Origin of the sequence: Kitasatospora sp. NPDC059646 (genome assembly GCF_042734615.1) — a bacterium.
GTDB lineage: Bacteria > Actinomycetota > Actinomycetes > Streptomycetales > Streptomycetaceae > Kitasatospora.
This window is the reverse complement of sequence record NZ_JBHWDS010000069.1, coordinates 1-18,447: the sequence shown is the minus strand read 5'-3', so window position 1 is coordinate 18,447 and position 18,447 is coordinate 1. Positions and strand designations below refer to the sequence as shown.

The 18,447-nt window shown below is 75.9% G+C and carries 15 protein-coding genes and 1 pseudogene; 4 read left to right on the top strand and 12 right to left on the bottom strand.

Features of this window, described 5'->3' with window-relative positions:
* Positions 1-19: 19 nt before the first annotated feature.
* From ACFV1L_RS32850 to dacB, 4 genes are all read right to left on the bottom strand, one after another.
* On the bottom strand, positions 20-1,465 hold the full coding sequence (locus ACFV1L_RS32850) for a pyridoxal phosphate-dependent decarboxylase family protein (RefSeq protein WP_380373046.1): 1,446 nt from the start codon (positions 1,463-1,465) through the stop codon (positions 20-22).
* Positions 1,462-2,823, bottom strand: coding sequence for an MFS transporter (locus ACFV1L_RS32845; RefSeq protein WP_380373043.1), 1,362 nt, complete (start codon positions 2,821-2,823; stop codon positions 1,462-1,464). Before ACFV1L_RS32845 ends, ACFV1L_RS32850 begins: the two co-directional genes overlap by 4 nt.
* Positions 2,820-3,419, bottom strand: coding sequence for a TetR/AcrR family transcriptional regulator (locus tag ACFV1L_RS32840; protein ID WP_380373041.1), 600 nt, complete (start codon positions 3,417-3,419; stop codon positions 2,820-2,822). Before ACFV1L_RS32840 ends, ACFV1L_RS32845 begins: the two co-directional genes overlap by 4 nt.
* Positions 3,420-3,539: 120 nt before the next feature.
* Positions 3,540-5,123, bottom strand: a complete 1,584-nt coding sequence (gene dacB / locus ACFV1L_RS32835; protein ID WP_380373039.1) for a D-alanyl-D-alanine carboxypeptidase/D-alanyl-D-alanine-endopeptidase — start codon at positions 5,121-5,123, stop codon at positions 3,540-3,542.
* A gap of 238 nt (positions 5,124-5,361) precedes the next feature.
* Here dacB and ACFV1L_RS32830 point away from each other — a divergent pair, with 238 nt between their 5' ends.
* Positions 5,362-5,943 (top strand): TetR/AcrR family transcriptional regulator, encoded by a 582-nt coding sequence (locus ACFV1L_RS32830; RefSeq protein ID WP_380373036.1) that lies wholly within the window; start codon positions 5,362-5,364, stop codon positions 5,941-5,943.
* Between the two features lie 104 nt (positions 5,944-6,047).
* On the opposite strand, the gene ACFV1L_RS32825 is transcribed toward ACFV1L_RS32830, so the two are convergent.
* Positions 6,048-6,548 carry an FBP domain-containing protein gene (locus ACFV1L_RS32825; RefSeq protein ID WP_380373034.1) on the bottom strand — a complete coding sequence of 167 codons (501 nt, stop codon included), beginning with the start codon at positions 6,546-6,548 and terminating at the stop codon, positions 6,048-6,050.
* Positions 6,549-6,901: 353 nt separating this feature from the next.
* On the opposite strand from ACFV1L_RS32825, the gene ACFV1L_RS32820 reads away from it, so the two are divergent.
* Positions 6,902-7,171, top strand: a complete 270-nt coding sequence (locus ACFV1L_RS32820; protein WP_380373032.1) for a hypothetical protein — start codon at positions 6,902-6,904, stop codon at positions 7,169-7,171.
* Positions 7,172-7,310: 139 nt separating this feature from the next.
* On the opposite strand, the gene tsaD is transcribed toward ACFV1L_RS32820, so the two are convergent.
* The 4 genes from tsaD to ACFV1L_RS32800 form a co-directional block, all read right to left on the bottom strand.
* On the bottom strand, positions 7,311-8,399 hold the full coding sequence (gene tsaD / locus ACFV1L_RS32815; protein WP_380373030.1) for a tRNA (adenosine(37)-N6)-threonylcarbamoyltransferase complex transferase subunit TsaD: 1,089 nt from the start codon (positions 8,397-8,399) through the stop codon (positions 7,311-7,313).
* A 59-nt stretch (positions 8,400-8,458) separates the two neighbouring features.
* The gene (locus ACFV1L_RS32810) at positions 8,459-9,712 is read right to left on the bottom strand and encodes an MFS transporter (protein ID WP_380373028.1); all 1,254 of its coding nucleotides are present in this window, start codon (positions 9,710-9,712) and stop codon (positions 8,459-8,461) included.
* Positions 9,709-10,878, bottom strand: coding sequence for a PLP-dependent cysteine synthase family protein (locus ACFV1L_RS32805; RefSeq protein WP_380373025.1), 1,170 nt, complete (start codon positions 10,876-10,878; stop codon positions 9,709-9,711). The genes ACFV1L_RS32810 and ACFV1L_RS32805 overlap by 4 nt, the downstream gene beginning before the upstream one ends.
* 105 nt (positions 10,879-10,983) lie before the next feature.
* Positions 10,984-11,412 (bottom strand): hypothetical protein, encoded by a 429-nt coding sequence (locus ACFV1L_RS32800; protein WP_380373023.1) that lies wholly within the window; start codon positions 11,410-11,412, stop codon positions 10,984-10,986.
* 350 nt (positions 11,413-11,762) lie between these two features.
* Here ACFV1L_RS32800 and ACFV1L_RS32795 point away from each other — a divergent pair, with 350 nt between their 5' ends.
* Together ACFV1L_RS32795 and ACFV1L_RS32790 are read left to right on the top strand one after the other, a co-directional pair.
* A complete protein-coding gene (locus ACFV1L_RS32795; RefSeq protein WP_380373020.1) occupies positions 11,763-14,246 on the top strand; it encodes an FtsX-like permease family protein in 2,484 nt (827 codons plus the stop codon).
* 171 nt (positions 14,247-14,417) lie between these two features.
* A complete protein-coding gene (locus ACFV1L_RS32790; protein ID WP_380373019.1) occupies positions 14,418-15,407 on the top strand; it encodes an alpha/beta fold hydrolase in 990 nt (329 codons plus the stop codon).
* Positions 15,408-15,479: 72 nt separating this feature from the next.
* On the opposite strand, the gene ACFV1L_RS32785 is transcribed toward ACFV1L_RS32790, so the two are convergent.
* The 3 genes and pseudogenes from ACFV1L_RS32785 to ACFV1L_RS32775 all read right to left on the bottom strand — a co-directional run.
* Positions 15,480-16,514, bottom strand: a complete 1,035-nt coding sequence (locus tag ACFV1L_RS32785; RefSeq protein ID WP_380373016.1) for an ABC transporter permease — start codon at positions 16,512-16,514, stop codon at positions 15,480-15,482.
* Positions 16,511-18,091: a sugar ABC transporter ATP-binding protein gene (locus tag ACFV1L_RS32780; protein ID WP_380373013.1), complete on the bottom strand. Its 1,581-nt coding sequence runs from the start codon at positions 18,089-18,091 to the stop codon at positions 16,511-16,513. Before ACFV1L_RS32780 ends, ACFV1L_RS32785 begins: the two co-directional genes overlap by 4 nt.
* A 69-nt stretch (positions 18,092-18,160) precedes the next feature.
* Positions 18,161-18,447, bottom strand: a pseudogene (locus tag ACFV1L_RS32775) (sugar ABC transporter substrate-binding protein); the annotation flags it as partial.

The following is an 18,447-nucleotide window of genomic DNA, read 5'->3' as shown; positions in this document are numbered from 1 at the left end:
CCCGGTTCCGCGCCGCCGGTCAGTCCAGGTAGGGGCTGTAGAGCACCGACAGGAACCGCGTCGCCAGCTGGTCGCGCAGGCGCGGCGGCAGCGCGTCGAGCAGGCGGTTGACCGCGGCGGTGCGGGAGGGCGCGAAGCCCGTCGCCGGGAGGAGTCCGGCGAAGGTCGCGTCGTCGAGCTCGGCGAGGTCGAACTCGCCGAGCAGCGCCAGCAGTTCGGTCGGCGGGGCGACCGGCCCCCGCTCGCGGACCGCGGCGACGGCGTCGCGGAGGACGGCCAGCAGCCCGTCCACGCCCTGCTCGCTGACGCCGGTGAGGGTGACGTGCAGGCTCGCGGGGAGTCCGGAGACGCTCAGCTGCGGCTGCAGGAAGAAGCCGCGGGCGCGCGACTCGTCGGCCAGCTCCCACAGGTCGAGCGCCGGGTCGTCCGCGCCGATCGCGACCAGCGTCGCGTCGGGGGAGCCCAGCACCCGCAGTCCGTCGATCTCCCCCACGCCGGCGATCAGGCGCCGGGTCGCGGCCAGCGCGGCGCGCCCCAACTCCCGGTAGCCGTCCGCCCCGAGGGCCTGCAGGGTGGCCCAGGCGGCGGCCAGCGGGCCCGCGCCCTTGCTGCTCTGCACCGTCGAGTTGACCACCGGATAGCCGGGCCACCGGGCGCAGGCGAAGTACGCGGCGAGCCGCATCGGCCGGTCCCGGAACAGCAGCACGGAGGCGCCCTTGGGCGCGTACCCGAACTTGTGCAGGTCGCAGGAGAGCGACGTCACCCCGGGCACCGACAGGTCGAACGGCGGGACGGGCGCGCCCGCTTCGGCGAGCCACGGCAGCAGCCAGCCGCCCACGCAGGCGTCCACGTGGCAGGGCAGGCCGCGCCCGGCCGCGTCGGCGGCGATCTCCGCGACCGGGTCGACCACGCCGTGCGCGTACGACGGCGCCGAGGCCACCACCAGCACCGTGTCCGGGCCGCACGCGGCGGCCGTCGCGGCCGGCACCGCCCGGAACGTCGACGGGTCCACCGGCACCGGCACCACCTCGACCTTCAGGTAGCGGCCGGCCTTGAAGAACGCGGCGTGCGCGGTCGACGGGACGACGATCTCCGGCCGGGCCACGTCCGGCCGGGCGTCCCGGGCGGCCTTCACCGCCAGCAGGATCGACTCGGTGCCGCCGCTGGTGAAGATCCCGGGCGTGCCGTCGTCCCCGCCGAGCCGGGCGGCGACCGCGCCGACCACCTGCCGCTCCAGCGCGACGACGCTCGGGAACGCCGTCGGGTCGAGGCCGTTGACCTCCAGCATCGCCAGGTACGCGCGCTCGGCGGCCTCCCGGACCTCGGGCCGTCCCGCGTCGTACGTGTACGCGGTGGTGCGGCCGCCCCGGGTGGGCAGGTCGCCGGCGGTCAGCGTGCGCAGCTCGGCGAGCAACTCCTCGGCGGGGCGGCCGGACTGCGGCAGGCCGGGGTGGGGGGCGGTCATGACTCGGCTCCGATCGGGGAGTTGACGGCGGGCGGGGCGGCCGCGCTGCGGCGGCGGCCGTAGCCGCGCAGGGCGGGCAGCGAGAGCAGCATCAGGGCGGCCGGCACCAGGCTGAAGCCGAGCAGCACCCCGGCCCGGGCGGCGCCGGTCTGCGCCACCGGGTGGTCGGTGGTGGAGGAGACGAACCCGGCGGCGGCCAGCGCCAGCGAGAACAGGCCGGGCCCGGCGGCCAGCCCCGCCGTCTCCCCGGCGGTCCACAGCCCGGTGAACGCCCCCGACTGGAGGCGGCCGGTGCGGGCCGCGTCCGCGTGCACGGTGTCCGGCAGCAGCGACAGCGGCAGCACCTGAAGCGCCGCGTACGCGACCCCCAGCACCGCGCACAGCGCCAGGACCGGTCCGACCCGCCCGTGCGCCCGGTGCGCGGCGGGCCACAGCGCGGCCGAGGCGAGCACGAACAGGCCGGTGGCGGCGGTCAGGCAGCGCAGCCGGCCCCAGCGGGCGGCGGCCCGGCCCCACAGCGGGACGGCGACCGCGCTCGGCGCGACCAGGCAGACGAACAGCACCGAGGTCAGGCCGTAGCCGCCCAGCCAGTAGGCGGCGGCGTACGGCGCGGCCGCCAGCATGATCGCCACCGCGGCGGCCTGCAGCACGAACGCGCCGAGCAGCGCGAAGAACGCCCGGTTGCCGCGTGCCGTGCGCAGCGCCGCCCGCAGCCCGAGCGGCTCCGCGCCGGGCCGGGCCGGCACCCGGCGGGCCCCGAGCGCCGGGACCAGCAGCGTCACCAGCAGCAGGACGGCGACCACCGCGGCCATCGCGCCGTAGCCGCCGCGCCCGCCGCCGGCCAGAGACACCACGGCGGGGGCGAGGCCGCCCGCGACCAGGATGCCGACGGTCAGGCAGACGATCCGCCACACCGTGATCCGGGTGCGGGCCTGCGGCCGGTCGGACATCTCGGCGGGCAGCGCCACGTACGGGACCTGGAACAGCGCGAAGGCGCTGGAGGCGAGCACGAAGGTGACGGCGACCCAGGCGGCGGCGCCGGAGCCGGTGAGCGGGGAGAGGAACATCGCGGCGAACGCGACGGGCAGGGCGAGCGCGCCGGCCAGCAGGATCCGGGTGCGGCGTCCGGTGCGCAGCGCCTCGCGGTCGCTGGCCGCGCCGACCAGCGGGTTGAACAGCGCGTCCCAGGCCTTGGGCACGGCCACCACCAGCCCGGCCAGGCCGGCCGGGACGCCGAGCGCGTCGGTCATGAAGTAGAGCAGCAGCAGCCCGGGGACGGTGGAGTGGACGCCGGTGCCGATCGAGCCGATCGCGTAGCCGGCGAGCTCCCGCCGGGACGGTTCCCGGCGGTCCGTCATATCGCGCCGCCGAGGCCGAGTTCGCGCACCACCAGGTCCCGCAGGTGGGCGCGGAAGCGCGGCACCTGGGTGCGGATCACCGAGCGGCAGAAGCCGTGCGTGGTCCACAGCACCGTCCACACCGCGAGTTCGGCCCGGTCCGGCGTCAACTGCGGGAGTGCGGCGCGGAGTCCGTCGCGGACGGTGTCGATCAGCGGCCGGGCGTAGCGCTCCTCCAGGTCGGCGAACTCGGCGGCGTCGGCCATCCAGCGGCGCATCCAGAGCGCGGGGACCTGTGGCTGGTCCAGGCAGAAGTCCAGGTAGCGGTCGGCGAATTCGGCCGCGGCCCGGGCCGGGTCGTCCGGGGCGGCGGCCGCGAACCCGGCGAGCGCGGCGGCGACGGCGGCCCGCTCCGCCTCGTGGGCCCGCCGCATCACCTCCCGGTACAGGTCGGCCTTGGTGCCCACGTGGTAGGCGACGGTGGCGACGTTCAGTCCGGCGGCGCCGGCGATCGTCCGGGTGGTGGTGCCGTCGTAGCCGTGCTCGGCGAACAGGGTGGTCGCGGCCGTGAGGATCCGCTCCCGGCTCGCCTCGGCGGCCGTCAGGGGCTGGCTCATGGCGGGGAGCGTACGCCCGGCCCGGGCCCTGATCAAGCGATTGATTGATGAAATCCCGCGGGGCCCGGGAACGGCCGTGGGCCCCGCCGCTGCTGCGACGGGGCCCACGGTGACGAGGTGTCAGCAGTGCGAGAGCGTCTCGCAGTCCTCCCAGCGGGTGCCGGTGTGGGCGTCACCGGAACCGGAGGGCGCGACCAGCGAGTTGGACTTCAGCTGGGCCGGGGCGGCGGCGGGGCCGGTGGCGAGTCGGACGGCGATCGCGTCGACGACCGGGCGCGGGCTGGTGCCGGCGTAGTTGTTGACCATCACGACGAACGCCAGCTTGCGGCCGTCGGGCGCGGTGGCGTAGCCGAGCAGGTTGTCGACGCCGCCCATCGAGCCGCTCTTGGCGTGCACGTTGTTCTCGGCCTTGGTGCCGCGCATCCGGGCGGCCAGGGTGCCGCCGACCATCCGCTCCGGGTTGCCCGCGACCGGCAGCGCGTTGTACCAGGCGTTGAACCACGGCTTGTCCTGGGCGACCTTCAGCAGGCCCGCCATCTTCGCCGGGGTGGTCAGGTCGTAGCGGGACAGGCCGGAGCCGTCCACCTGGCGGCCGGCCGGGGTGGACAGGTTGTTCGCCTTCAGGAAGGCGTTGACCTGGTTGACGCCGGTCGCCCAGTCGCCGCGGCCGCCCTTGACCTTGCCGATCTCCTTGGTGAGGTGCTCGGCGATGCCGTTGTTGCTGATCTTCAGCATCGGGACGATCAGCTCGGCGAGGGTCTTCGACTGGTGCGAGGCCAGCGGCTGCGAGGCCTCCGAGCCGTTCGCGGCCTGCACCCCGCGCAGCACCTTCACGCCGTGCCGGGCCAGCGCGCCCGCGAACACCTTGGCGGCGTACGTGCTGGGGTCCTCGACGGTCACCCAGGCGGTCACCGGCGCGGAGCCGGCCGCGACGCTGCCGGACAGCGACACGTCGTTGCTGCCCCGGCGGCGGTCCACGCCGGCGGTCGAGCCGCTGCCGGCCGCGCCGGTGGCGACCGTGCCGACGAACTTCAGCGGCGCCTCGGCCGGCACCGTCGTCACCTTGGCGGCCTCGCCGGCCGCGCCCGGAGTGATCACCACCTGGGCGGTGTCCATCATGTACTCGGCGTCGTTGGCGACGGTCAGCGCGGAGATCTGCGGGCTGTACGAGTACGGCTCGTCGTCCCAGGCCCAGCCCGGGCCGAGCGGCGTGGAGTCGTACCGGGTGCCGTCGGCCAGCACCCGGCCGGTGACGGTGGAGACGCCGGTCGCCGCGACCTTGGAGGCCAGCTCGTCGAGGTCCTGCACCAGCAGGCTGGGGTCGCCGCCGCCGCGCAGCACCAGGTCGCCGACCAGGGTGCCGTCGTAGGCGGCGCCGGTGGTGCGGACCTCGGTGGTGAACCGGTAGTCCGCGCCCAGCAGGTCGAGCGCCGCGGTCGAGGTCACGGTCTTCAGGGTCGACGCGGGGGTGAACAGCGCCTGCGGCTGGCGGGCGTACAGCACCTCGCCGGTGGTGGCGTCCAGGACCTCGACGCCGGCCTGGGCGTTCGCCAGCCGGGGGTCGGCGAGCAGCGTGTTCAGGTCAGCGGTCAGCGTGGCGTCGGCCGGAGCCGGGTCGTCGGCCTGGGCCGAGACGGCGAGCAGGGAGGCGGCGAGGACCGCGGCCGCGAGCGGAATGCTGCGGCGGTACAGGCGTGCGGACACGGGTGGCTCCAGGGTGCGGATCGGCCGGGGCACGTGCGTCACCCACGCCCCCGTTTGTCCGGTACATTACCATCTGATGGGATATCAGATGATCTTTCCGGGCCGGACCGTGAAGCCCCCCTCTTCCAGACGGGCCGTCGCGCCGAAACGTCGCACCCGAATCCGCTCCGCATTCGCCCCGATCCACCCGGATACACTGACGCAGGCTCGGCAGGTCGAGGTTTCGGGGCGGAGGACAATGGGCGCGCACGCTGGTCTGACGGTCGACCGGATCACCCGCGCCGCCGCCGAACTCGCGGACCGCGTCGGCATCGACAAGGTCACCGCCTCCGCCCTCGCCCGCGGCTTCGGGGTCAAGGACGCCAGCCTCTACTCGCACGTCAGGAGCCTCCAGGAGATCCGCACCCGGGTCGCCCTGCTCGCCACCGAGGAGATCAACGACCGGATCGCGGCCGCCGTGGCCGGCCGCTCCGGCGCCGAAGCCCTCACCGCCTTCGCCGACGCCTACCGGACGTACGCCCAGCAGCACCCCGGCCGCTACGCCGCCACCCAACTGCGCCTGGACCCGGCCGATTTCGCCGGCACCGACGCGCTCGCCCGGACGGTCGAGCTCACCACCGCGATGATGCGCCACTACCGGCTGGACGAACCCGACCTGACCGACGCCGTCCGACTGCTGCGCTCCACCTTCGCCGGCTTCATCGGCATCGAGGCCAACGGCGGCTTCCACCACCCGCGCGAGGTGGACGGCTCCTGGCACCGCATCGTGGCGGCCCTGCACCAGCTGCTGGAGGACTGGCCGCGCACCGGCCGGCCCTGACGCCCGCCGGCCAGATCTGCCGCAGCGTCACCGCCGTTTCGCCGAACGGCCGTTCCGGTCCGGCCGGCCGTTCCCGGGTCGCCGTCCGGACGGCGGGCGGCCGGTCAGCCGAGCACCCGCCCGAGGAAGCCGGCCAGGTTCGCCCGCATCCGGGCCAGCCGCTGCTCCGTGTCGAGGCTCTCCGTCATCCGCGCCCCGCCCGGCGAGGCCCGTCGGCGCCCCCGTACGTACAGCGGGCACGCCAGGTCGCTGCAGACGTACTCGCCCGCCGACGCGTACTCCTCCCCCGAGACCCGGCCCGCCCGACGGGCCGTCATCAGAGCCACGCCCGAGGCCGGGTGGACCGTCAGGCAGATCGAGCACATCGCCCCGCCCCGGCCCGCGCCCGGCCGCTGGGCCAGTCGCAGCGCCACGCCCACCGTCCGGCCCCCGAACTCGGCCACCAGGTACCCGCGGTCCGGCGCGCCCGGCTCCCGCCAGCCGAGGAAGTCCAGCTCCGGCCAGTCCAGCCCGTCCAGCTCCCGCGGCAGCCGGGCCCGACCGGCCTCCCCCTTCGTGCAGTTGACGAACGACGCCCGGATCGCCGCCTCGGTCAGTGCCTGCATGGCTCCCCACCTGTCCCCTAGAACCCCTAGTTTTTGGCCAAGGTACCCTAGGCTAGCCGTCGCGCCAACCGGTTTCCGCGCACCGCCATTGGAGCGGCAGGGGTACTCAACTTCCGCTGTGAGCAGCCGGGTTGCGGCTCCGGGCGGACCCGGACCGGGCGCGTCCGGCGGATCGCGGACGGCGGACGGCGGCCCGGGTGGCGGGCCTGTCGGCCGCACGAGCCACGTTGCTCGGCCATGGGGAGTATTCGGCCCCGCACCGGCTGGCCGCCCCGGGCGGGCTCGGGTCTCCTGGGTGCAGGGAGGCCGTCCGCCTCCGCCTCAACTCCGTTACCGGAAGGACCCGTTTTCTCATGCGCGCTCTTCACCGCACCGTTGCCGCCCTCGCCCTCACCGCCCCCGTCCTGCTCGGCTGCGCCGGCCTGGCCTCCGCCCAGGAAGGCCTGAACGCCGACTACGGCCACGGCCAGTTCTACGTCGGCGAGCAGGGTGCGGGAGTCATGGACACCAACTCGGTCGTCTCGCCCGACGGCCCGCAGTTCAGCAACTTCTGGGTCTTCGCGGGCCCGGACAGCATCTCCGGCGAGTTCATCGGGTCGGGCGCGACCTACAGCGCCGAGTGAGCTAGGACCCGGCAGCACTGAAGCCGGCGCCCCCGACCGACCCGTACGGGCCGGTCGGGGGCGCAGCCGTGCGCGCGCTCCCGGTGAACCCGGCCGCCCGCCACGAGACCTGGCACTTCCGCGACGGCGGACCGGCGGCTCAGCGCGCTGCCGGCGCCGGAACGCCCGCCGGGCGGCCGACCCGCGGCGTCAGGGCGGCGAACTCCAGCGGCGCGGAGGGGTCGACCGACACGTCCGGCGGTGCGGGCTCGGCCCCGGCGCGGACCAGCAGGTCGCCGATCGCCGCGACCATCGCGCCGTTGTCCGTGCACAGCGACAGCGGCGGCACCCGCAGGGTGATCCCGGCGGCGGCGCAGCGCTGCTCGGTCAGTGCCCGGACCCGGGAGTTGGCGGCCACACCGCCGACCACCACCAGGGTGCCGATGCCGTGGTCGACGCAGGCCCGGACGGCCTTGCGGGTCAGCGTGTCGGCGACCGCCTCCTGGAGCGAGGCCGCCGCGTCCGCCACCCGCGGCTCGGTGCCGGCGGCGCGGTGGCCCTCCACCCAGCGGGCGGCGGCGGTCTTCAGCCCGGAGAACGAGAACGCGTACGGGTGGTCGCCCGGCCCGGTGAGCGGGCGGGGCAGCCGCACGGCGTGCGGGTCGCCGTCCCGGGCGGCCCGGTCGACGGCGGGGCCGCCCGGGTAGGGCAGGCCGAGGATGCGGGCGGTCTTGTCGAAGCACTCGCCGGCCGCGTCGTCCAGGGTGTCGCCGAGGTGCACGATCGGGTCGCGGGCCAGGTCGCGGACGAGCAGCAGCGAGGTGTGGCCGCCGGACACGATCAGCACCACGCACGGGTTCGGCAGCGGACCGCCGGCCAGCCCGGCGGCGGCCACGTGCCCGGCCAGGTGGTGCACGCCGTACAGCGGCACGCCGAGCGAGAACGCGTAGGCCTTGGCGGCGGCCACGCCGACCTGGAGCGCCCCCGACAGGCCGGGCCCGGTGGTGACCGCGACCGCGCCGACCTGATCGAGCGTCAGGCCGGCCCGGTCCAGCGCCTCCCGCACCACCGGGGCCATCGCGTGGACGTGCGCGCGGGCCGCGATCTCCGGCACCACCCCGCCGTACCGGGCGTGCTCGGCCATGCTCGACGCGACCGCCTGTCCGAGCAGCACCCCGTCCCGGACCAGCCCGGCCCCCGTCTCGTCGCACGACGACTCGATTCCCAGCACCACCGGCGACTCCGGCATCCGCCCGCACCACTCTCGCATCAGATTTGCAGTTGCAAATAGTGTGCAATACGTCCGGGTCAGGCCGGCGCGGGGGCGGCCTCCCGCGGCGGGTGGGCCAGCCGTCCGGTGCGGGCGAGGCGGTGCACGGCGGCGGCGCAGAGCAGCCCGGTGGCGGCCAGCGCGAGCCAGGGCAGGTACGGGGCGCGGTGGCGGGCGGCGAAGTCCCAGAGCGCGCCGACCGCGAGGTTGCCGAGGGTGATGCCGAGCCCCGAGACGGTGTTGTACAGGCCGTAGTGGGTGGCGACCAGGCGGCCCCCGGCGAGCGTGACCACGGTGTCCATCTCGAACGGGTAGACCACCGCGCCGGCCGCGGCGAGGACGGCCACCGCGACGGCCATCGCCGTCAGCTGGGCCGCCGCGCCGCCCCGGGGGAGCAGCGCGAGCGGGACGAAGGCCGCCCCCATCGCGGCCAGTCCGCGCACCAGCGCCTGCGCGGGGGACCAGGCGCCCTCGGCCCAGCCGGTGAGGCGCAGCTGGCCCGCGACGGCGACGGCCGCCGACAGCAGGAACAGGCCGGTGGTCGCCTTCGCGCCGTCCGCGCCGAGGGCGGCGCCGGCGGCCAGCGGGAGGGCCAGGTACACCTGGAAGGTCAGCACGTACGCGCCGATCATCGCGGCGGAGAACAGCAGGAACGGCCGGTTGGCGACGACGGTCCGCCACTGTGCGAGGACGCCCTCCCGCTCCGGCCCGGCGCCGCCGCCGCGCGCCGGCAGGGCCCGCCACTGCAGCACCGTCAGCGCCGCGAAGACGGCCGCCGCCGCGGTGCAGACGGCGGTGAAGTCGGCGGCCAGCAGGGCGAGTCCGACCAGCGGGCCGAGCAGCATGCCGGCCTGGTAGTACACGTTGAAGGCGGCGAACGCGTCCACCCGCCGGTCGCCCGCCTCGGCGGCCAGGTAGGCGCGCACGGCCGGGTTGAACAGCGCGCCGGCGAACCCCGTCGCAGCGGACGCGGCGAGCAGCGCCGGCAGCGAGTCGACCCGGCCGAGCAGTGCGAAGCCGACGGTGCGCAGCAGGCAGCCCGCGACGATCGGGCCCCGGTAGCCGAACCGGTCGGCCAGGGTCCCGCCGATCAGGAACATGCCCTGCTGGGAGAGGTTGCGCACGCCCAGCACCAGGCCGACCGTCCACGCGGCGAGGCCCAGGTCGTCGGCGAGGTGGGCGGCCAGGTAGGGCATCAGCATGTAGAAGCCCAGGTTGATGGTGAACTGGTTGGCCATCAGCAGCCGGGCGGCCGGGCTGAACGAGCGGGTCTGCCGCCACAGCGCCCTCATCGCGCGGCCCGCGCGAGGTCCGCACTCCCGCCGGCGGCCCGCAGCGGGCCCGGGCCGGCCAGCGGGTCGAGGACGGTGCGGCACCGCGTCCACCGGGTCACGGTGCGCTCGGCGGGGTGGGCGATCTCGTCCGGCTGCTCGGGCGGGCGGCGCCCGAGCAGGCCGCGGGCCCGGCACCAGTCGTCGTCGAAGACGGTGCCGACGTACCGCTGCGGGCCGTCGGGGAAGACCGCCGCGATCCGGGTGTCCGGGGCCGTGGTGGCGGCCAGCCAGCGGGCCACCAGCGCGACCGCGCCGACGCTCCAACCGCCGGTGGCGTAGCGGGAGGTGGCGAGGTCGCGGGCCGCCCGGACGGCCTCGGGCGGGGCCACCCAGTGCACCTCGTCGAACAGCGGGTAGGCCACGTTCCGCGGGTGGATGCTGCTGCCGAGGCCGCGCATCAGCCGGGGCAGCGCCGGCTGCCCGAAGATCGTCGAGCCGACGGTGTCCACGCCGACCACCCGCAGGTCCGGGAACCGGTCGCGCAGCACCCCGGCGACGCCCGCCGAGTGCCCGCCGGTGCCGACGCTCACCACCAGGGCGTCGATCCGGCCGAGTTGGGCGACCAGCTCCAGCGCGAGCGGCCGGTACGCGGCCACGTTGTCCGGGTTGTGGTACTGGTCCGGGCACCACGCGCCGGGCTCCGCGGCGAGCAGACCGGCGACCCGGTCGCGGCGCGCCTGCTGCCAGCCGCCGACCGGGTGCGGCGCGTCCACCACGACGACGTCCGCACCGTGCGCGGTGAGCAGCCCGGTCATCAGCGGCTCGATCTCCGGATCGGTCACCACCGTGACGGGGTGCCCGTACGTGACGCCGGCCAGCGCCAGGCCGAGGCCCAGCGTGCCGGACGTCGACTCCACGATCCGCGCGCCGGGCCGCAGTTCACCGCGCTCCCGGGCGGCGCGCACCATGTGCAGGGCGGGACGGTCCTTGATGCCGCCCGGGTTCCGGCCCTCCAGCTTCGCCCAGAAGCCGCGCCCGGGGGCGGTGAACGGCTCGCCCACCCACAGCACGGGCGTGTCGCCCACCAGCCCGGCGGGAGTCCGGGCCGAACGGGCGGCGGGGGCGGTCGGCGGCGCGGGCGAGGCGGGAGCCGCGTCGGCGGAACGGGACACGAGAGAGGTCATGGCAGGGATCTCCTGCGGCCCGCGCGCGGCGGACCGGCTCATGGGTGACGGAACATCAGGACGCGGCAGCCGCAGGACTCCGGACGGAGCAGCGGCGGGACCCCGTCAGGTCCGCCAGACGCCCAGCACCGCTCTGGTCCGGCCGCCGTCCGGCCGGGAGGCCCCGGGACCGCACCCGAGGCCCGCGGGCCGAGCCGGCACGGCGGGCGCCGCCGGCTCCGCGAGGAGCAGCCCGGCGGGCGCCGGCAGCGGACGGTCGCCCTGATGGACCGTCACCGGCTGGTCCTCGTCCGCGCACCGCGTCCCGTGCCGCTCGCCGTCCTGCGGGGAGTCGTCGTGCCGCCCGCCGTCGTGCGGGGCGCCGTGCTGCGGGCCCGCCGCCGCGGGGCACCGGGCGGCGGCCGGCAGCGAGTCGGTCGGGGCCGCCGCCGAGAGCGGGGCGTGGACGCAGAGCAGCGAGTGCACCAGGGCCGCGAGAACGGCGGCGACCCACAGGAGCTTCCACCCCTGGCGCGTGCCGAACCGTTCCGTCATGTCACCGAACGTACCCGACCGGATGCGTAAGGTTCCCGTCAGGCGGCGTGCGAACGCGCGCCGGGCAGCGGCCGATCTCCCTGCCGCACAAGGGAATTGCGATCGAACACCGGCCGCGTGCGGGCCGGCCGTCCCGGGAGCGTCGCCACCCGAAGCGGTGAACCGCGGGCCGGCACGGCCCCCGGGGCGGCGTACCTCCGAAGGAGGAGGGAGCCGGCCGGGGCCTCGGCCCGCAGGCTGACCATGATCAGGACCCGGTGCCTACGGTCCGCCGCGCCGCCGTCCCTAGGCTCGTTGACATCCCCTGACGGCACGTCACCGCAGCTCAGGGGCGTGCGAACCGAGGAACGATGACGACCTGCCGATACACCGTGTCCGAGCTGCGCGGGCAGCTGCGGCAACTGCTCCTGAGCGGCGCCGCGATCGCCTGCGGAGTGGTCTTCCTGATCGCCTCCGTCAGCGGAAGCGGCGCCCTGGTGGACTCCTTCAGCCAGACCGCGGCCGCCGAAGTGGGGCCCGGCGACCTCCAGATCACCAGGCCCGCCGCCGACGGAAGCCTGGACGCCGCCACCGCCGACCGGGCCCGGCAGACCGCCGGCGTGGCCGCCGCGGCACTGCGGCGGACCGGCCGCGGCACCCTGCTCACCGCCGACGGGCAGCCCCTCGACGACGCCGCGACCGTGACGGCCGTCGCCGCCGACCCCGCCCTGCGCTGGCAGCTGCTGAAGGACGGCCGGTGGCCCGGCGGCCCCGGCGAGCTGCTCCTCGACACCGACACCGCCGAACGCATCGACGCCGCACCCGGAGCCGACGTCCGACTCGCCCGCGCCGACGGCGGCACCGCCACCGCCCGCCTGGTCGGCACCCTGGACGGCCGCGGCGCGCCCAGCCTCGCCGGACACCCGATCGTCGCCGTCCCCGACGGCGCGGTGGACCGGTACGCCACCGTCGTCACCGCCGCCCAACTCGACGTCCGGCTCCGGCCCGACGCCTCCCGCACGCAGACCGCCGAAGCACTGCGCACCGCCCTCGGCGCCGGACCCGAGATCCGGACCAGGGCCGCGTCCGTCGCCGAGGCGACCCGGCAGAGCAAGACCCTCTACGGCGTCGTCCTGACCGCCGCGATGTCCTTCGTGCTGATCGCGCTCGCGGTCGCCCGGATGGTCGTCAGCAACACCTTCTCCGTCATGCTGGCCCAGCGCACCCGCCGACTCGCCCTGCTGCGCTGCGTCGGAGCCGACCGGGCGCAGGTCCGCCGGCTGATCCTCCGTCAGGGACTGCTGCTCGGCATCGGAGCGTCCGGCGCCGGCGTCCTGGCCGGCCTCGGGCTCGGCGCCGCCGCGACCGCCCTCGCCCGCCACGCCGACCTCGGGCCGGTCCACCTGGACCTGCTGCCGTCCCCCGTGACCTGCGCACTCGCCGGAGTCTTCGGCGTGCTGCTCACCCTGCTGGCCGTCCGCGGACCGGCGAAGCAGGCCTCCGCGGTGGCACCGATCGCCGCACTCGGCGGCGCCCACGGTGCCGGCAGCCCCGCGGCCCGGCTGCGCGCCGCCGTCCGGACCGCCGTCCTGCTGCTGGCCGGCACCGCCGGCCTGGTGATCGGCGCGACGGCCCCGCCGCCGCTGTCCCTGCCGGCCGTCACGCTCGGCGCGATCAGCAGCTTCTTCGGCGTGCTGCGGCTCGCCCACCGGCTGCTGCCCGCCGTGGTCGCCGCGCTCGGCGCCCCCGCCCGCCGGCTGGGCGGCACGGCCGGCCGGCTCGCCACCCAGCAGCTGCGGCTCAACCCGGCCCGCACCGGCACCACCGGGTCGGCCCTGCTGCTCGGCGTCACCGTGATGGTCGGCGCCGTCACCGCCCTGGAGACCACCTCCGACTCGCTGCTGCCCGTGGTCTCCGCCCGCCAGCCCGCCGTCCTCTCCGCCGACGCCGACGGCCGCGCACTGCCCGCCGACGCGCTGGCCGCCCTCGGCGCACAGCCCGGACTCGCCGTCACCCCGGTCCGCTCGGCCACCCTGGACGTCGACGGCGTCCCGACCCTGGTGGCGGCCGCCGACCCGGCCCGGCTCAACTCCCGTGCCGACGACGTCGACCGGGCCCGGGCGCTGACCGACGGGGCGGCACTCGACGGCCTCTCCGACGGCCGCCGGAGCATCCGGATCACCGCCCCGGGACGGCCCGCTGCCGACCTGCGGGTCGAACCGGGCCGCAGCAGCCTCCCGTTCACCCTGCAGAGCGGTGCCGTCCTCCTGGTCACCCCCGCCACCCTGGACCGACTCGCCCCCGGCGCGGCCGTCACCACCCTCTGGGCCGACCCCGCCGGAGGCGCCGACCACCCCGCCGCCCGCCGCGCACTGGACCGGGCGCTGGCCGGCCACCCCGGGATCCGCGTCACCGACACCGCCGCCCAGGCCGAGACCCTCCGCTCCCTGCTGGACCGGACCACCCGGATCACCATGGTGCTGCTCTCCTTCTCCGTCGCCATCGCCGGCCTCGGCGTCGCCGCCACCCTGACGCTCAGCGTCAGCGAACGCGCCCGCGAGATCGGCATGCTCCGCGCGATCGGCATGTCCCGCCGTCAACTCCGCCGCATGCTCACCCTGGAGGCGCTCCTGCTCTCCCTCGCCGCCGCCCTGGCCGGCACCGCCCTCGGCCTCGCCTACGGCTGGGCGGCAGCCCGCTCCGTCACCTCCGGCATCGGCACCCTCGGCGGGCCACCGCTCCCCCTCGTCCTGGCCGCCCTCGCCCTGACCGTCCTGATCGGCCTGGCCGCCGCCGTCCTCCCGGCCCGCCGGGTCGGCCGGATGACCGTGGTCACCGCCCTCCACGCGAAGTGACGGCCCGGGGATCCGACCGCGCGTCACACTTCGGCGGGCTGCCCGGTCCTCCTTCCGTGAAGGCTGGAACACTCGCCCCCCCGGGGGCGGTCCCAGGACGCGGCGGGCCGGTCTTCGCACCCACCGCGGCGGTCGCCGTCGCGGCCGGCGAACGAACAGAAGGGGGCCGTCATGGCCGAGGGACAGCGCAGCACCGACACCGGAGGGACGTCCCGGCGCAGCGCACTGAAAGCGGCCGTGGCCGGGGCGGGGGCGCTCACCGCGACGGTCGCGGGAGCCACCGCCGCCCGCGCGGACGGGCCCGGGCGCGGCGCGCCCACCTTCGTCCTGGTCCACGGCTCGGGCAGCAACTCCTTCTACTGGCAGCCCCTGCAGCGGGAGCTGGGACTGCGCGGCCACCGCGCCGTCGCCGTCGACCTGCCCGGGCACGGGCTGGGCGCGTACCTCCCCGAGTCCTACCAGGTCCCGCAGGACCTCGAACGGCTGCGCACCGAGCCGTCCCCGATCTCCCAGGTCACGCTGGCCGACTTCGCCGCGCACGTCACCGGCGTGGTGCGGCGGGCCCGCCGCAGCGGCCCCGTCGTGCTGGTCGGCACCAGCCTCGGCGGCGCGACCCTCAACGCGGTCGCCAACCAGGTGCCCGACCTGATCGCCCACCTGGTGTACGCCTCCGCGTTCTGCCCCACCCGGCACCCCTCGGTGCTGCACCTCGTGATGACCCCCGAGGGCGCCGGCAGCGCCATGTTCCGGATCCCGCCGGTGCCCACCCCGCCCGAACTCGGCGTCAGCCGGGTCAACTGGCGCTCCGGCGATCCCGCGTTCTTCGCCGCCGTCAAGGACTCGCTCGCCGCCGACCGCACGGACGCCGAGGTCCGGGCCCTGCTGAACATCCTGGAACCCGACGAGACCGCGGCCGTCGGCGCCAGTGAGGACGCCCGCGGCCTCCCGCAGCAGTGGGGCCGGGTCCCGCGCACCTTCGTCCGCTACACCCGGGACCGCACCATCCCGCTCCCGCTCCAGGACCTCATGATCCGCGAGGCCGACGCCACCACCCCCGGCAACCCCTTCCGGGTCCGCTCCCTCCCGGCCCCGCACGCCGGCCCCCGCGACCCGGCCCTCCTCGCCGACGAACTCGACCTGGTCGCCCGGCTCGTCCGCTGACCGCGTGCCGCACGGCCGCTCCGGCGAGCGGCTCGGGAAGCAGCCGCCGGAGCGGACCCGGGGCGGCGCCCGTCAGGCGGGGAGGCCGACGGCGCGCTCCTTGGTGCGGCGCTGCTGGATGACGACCGCGACCACCAGCAGCGCGCCCTGGGCGACGTTCTGCCAGAAGGAGTTGATGCCCTGACCGGTGAGTCCGTTCTCCAGGGCGCCGAGGAGGGCGACGGCGAGGAGGGTGCCGCCGACGGTGCCCTTGCCGCCCTTGAGGGCGCAGCCGCCGAGGGCGGCGGCGGTGATGGCCTTGAGCTCCAGGCCCTCACTGCCGGAGGTGGGCTGTCCGCTGCCGGTGCGGGCGGTGAGCAGGATGCCGGCGACGGCGGCGACGGCGCCGATCAGGGCGTAGACGGCGACCAGGTACTTGTTGATGTTGATGCCGGCGAGGCGGGCGGCGGTGTCGTTGCCGCCGATGGCGTAGACGTTGCGGCCGATGTCGGTGCAGGTGAGCAGGACGTGGACGGCGAGGGCCACGGCGACGAGGATCCAGACCATGACCGGAAGCCCGGCGATCCTGCCCCGGCCGAGGAAGACGAAGACGGCGTCGTTGAGGACGTAGCCCTGCGCCCGGCCGTCGGAGAGGAGTTGGGCGAGGCCCTTGTAGGCGGCGAGGCCGGCGAGGGTGGCGATGGTGGGGTTGACCCGGCCGTACACGATGACCGCGCCGTTGAGGACGCCGACCAGCAGGCCGACGGCGACGGCGGCGGCCACGCCCGCGAAGGCGTGGGAACCGGACGAGGTGAAGGCCATGGCGCTGACGACGGAGGCGACGCCCGCCTGGGAGCCGACCGAGATGTCGAGGCCGCCGCAGATGATGACGACGGTCTGGACGACCGCGAGCAGGCCGGTGATGGTGGCGGCCTCGGCGATCACCTGCATGTTGGTCAGGCTGAGGTAGTTGTCGTTGAGCAGGCCGAAGACGGTGAGGACCGCGGCCAGCGCGCCGATCAGGCTCAGGTTCTGCCCGCCGACGGCACTCAGCAGGGGGATCCCCGCGGCGGACCGGTGGCGGCTTCCGTCGTCGGAGACGGCGGGCGGTGTGGTGGCGGTCGTCATGAGGTCGCTCCCGGGGCGCTCGTGCTGATGTCGTCGGCCATCGCGAGGGCGAGGACGGCCTCCTCGGTGGCTTCCGCACGACTCAGCTCGCCGGTGGCGCGGCCGTTCTGCAGGACGAGGATCCGGTCGGCGAGGCCGAGCAGTTCGGGCAGTTCGGAGGAGATCACCAGGAGGGCGACGCCCTGCTCGGCGAGGTCGGCGACGATCCGGTAGATCTCGGCCTTGGCGCCCACGTCGATGCCGCGGGTGGGCTCGTCGAGGATCAGCACCTTGGGCCTGCGGGCGAGCCAGCGGGCCAGGACGACCTTCTGCTGGTTGCCGCCGGAGAGCTTGCGGACCTCGTGCTCGACGGACGGCGTCCGCACCCGCAGGCGGTCGGTGTACTCCTGGGCGAGGTCGCGTTCCGCGCCCCGCCGGACGAAGCGGAAGCGGCGCAACCGGTCCAGCACCGCGATCGAGGTGTTGTCCCGGACGGTGCGGTGCAGGAACAGCGCCTGGGCCTTCCGCTCCTCCGGGGCCAGGCCCAGGCCGGCGCGGATCACCGCTCCGGGCCGGCCGAACGGCAGCGGCTGCCCGTCCAGGGTGGCGCTGCCGGAGCGGACGGGCAGGTCGCCGGCGAGCGCGAGAGCGAGTTCGGAGCGTCCGGCGCCGATCAGCCCGGCGAGGCCGACCACCTCGCCGGCGTGGATGCGCAGGTCGATGCCGCGCACCCGGTCCGTCGTCAGGCCGCGGACGTCCAGGACGACCCGGTCGGTGACGACCGGGCGGCGGACGAACACCGTCGACAGGTCGCGGCCGACCATCAGGCGCACCAGCTCGTGCTCGGTGGTGGCCCCGGCGTCGCGGACACCGACCAGGGCCCCGTCGCGCAGGACGGCGATGCGGTCGGCCAGGCGGAAGATCTCCTGCATCCGGTGCGACACGTAGACGACGGCCACGCCCTGCTCGCGCAGCCGGCCGATCAGGGCGAACAGCGCGTCGACCTCGTGCTCGGACAGTGAGGAGGTCGGCTCGTCGAAGGCGATGACCCGGGCAGCGGTCGTGCCGGTCAGCGCGCGCATGATCTCGACCAACTGGCGCTGGGCGGCCGTCAGTTGCGACCCGAGCAGGTCCGGTTCCAGGACGTCGGCGAAGCCGAGCCGGTCGAGGTCCGCAGTGATCCGGCGGCGGAGCTCGGCCCGGTCGAGGCGCCGGCCGGCCCGTCGTGGCAGCGCGCCGGCGTAGACGTTCTCGGCGACCGGGACGTGCGGGATGATCTCGGGTTCCTGCGGGATGATCCGGATGCCGGCGGCCCGCGCGTCGGCCGGGGAGCGCAGGTCCACCGGTCGCCCGTCCAGGAGGACGCGTCCCCCGGTGGGCCGGTGGTCGCCGGCGAGGATCTTCAGAAGGGTGGACTTGCCGGCCCCGTTCTCCCCCATCAGGGCGGTGACCCGGCCACCGGGGAGGTCGAGGGTCACGTCGCTCAGGGCCTGCACCGCCCCGAACCGCTTGCTGATGCCCTCGACCCGCGCCCCGGCGGCGGAGGGCCGGCCGGCGGGAGGACGGGAGTGCGAGGTCGCGCGGCGTGCTCTGCTCACTGCTGGGTCACCTCGGAGAAGGAGCGGAGGTGGCCGCCCGCCCCACCGGGCGACCGCGGGGAAGGACGGTCAGTTGCAGGTGACGCCGGCGCTCTTCCAGGTGGCGGCGTCGACCATGGTGGTGGCGGCGAACGCCTCGGCGGGCATCTCCTTGCCGTTCTTGAGCCGGTCGTACATGGTCTGGACGGCGAGCGCGCCGACGTCCCTGCCGTTGATGAACAGGGCGGCCTTCATGCCGGAGGGCTTGCCGCCGCTCCAGTCCTTGCAGGCGAGGTAGGCGCCGAGGCCGACGCCGTCGATGTCGTCGGGGCCGACGCCGGCGTTCTGCAGGGCGGTGACGGCGCCCTGGACGTTCT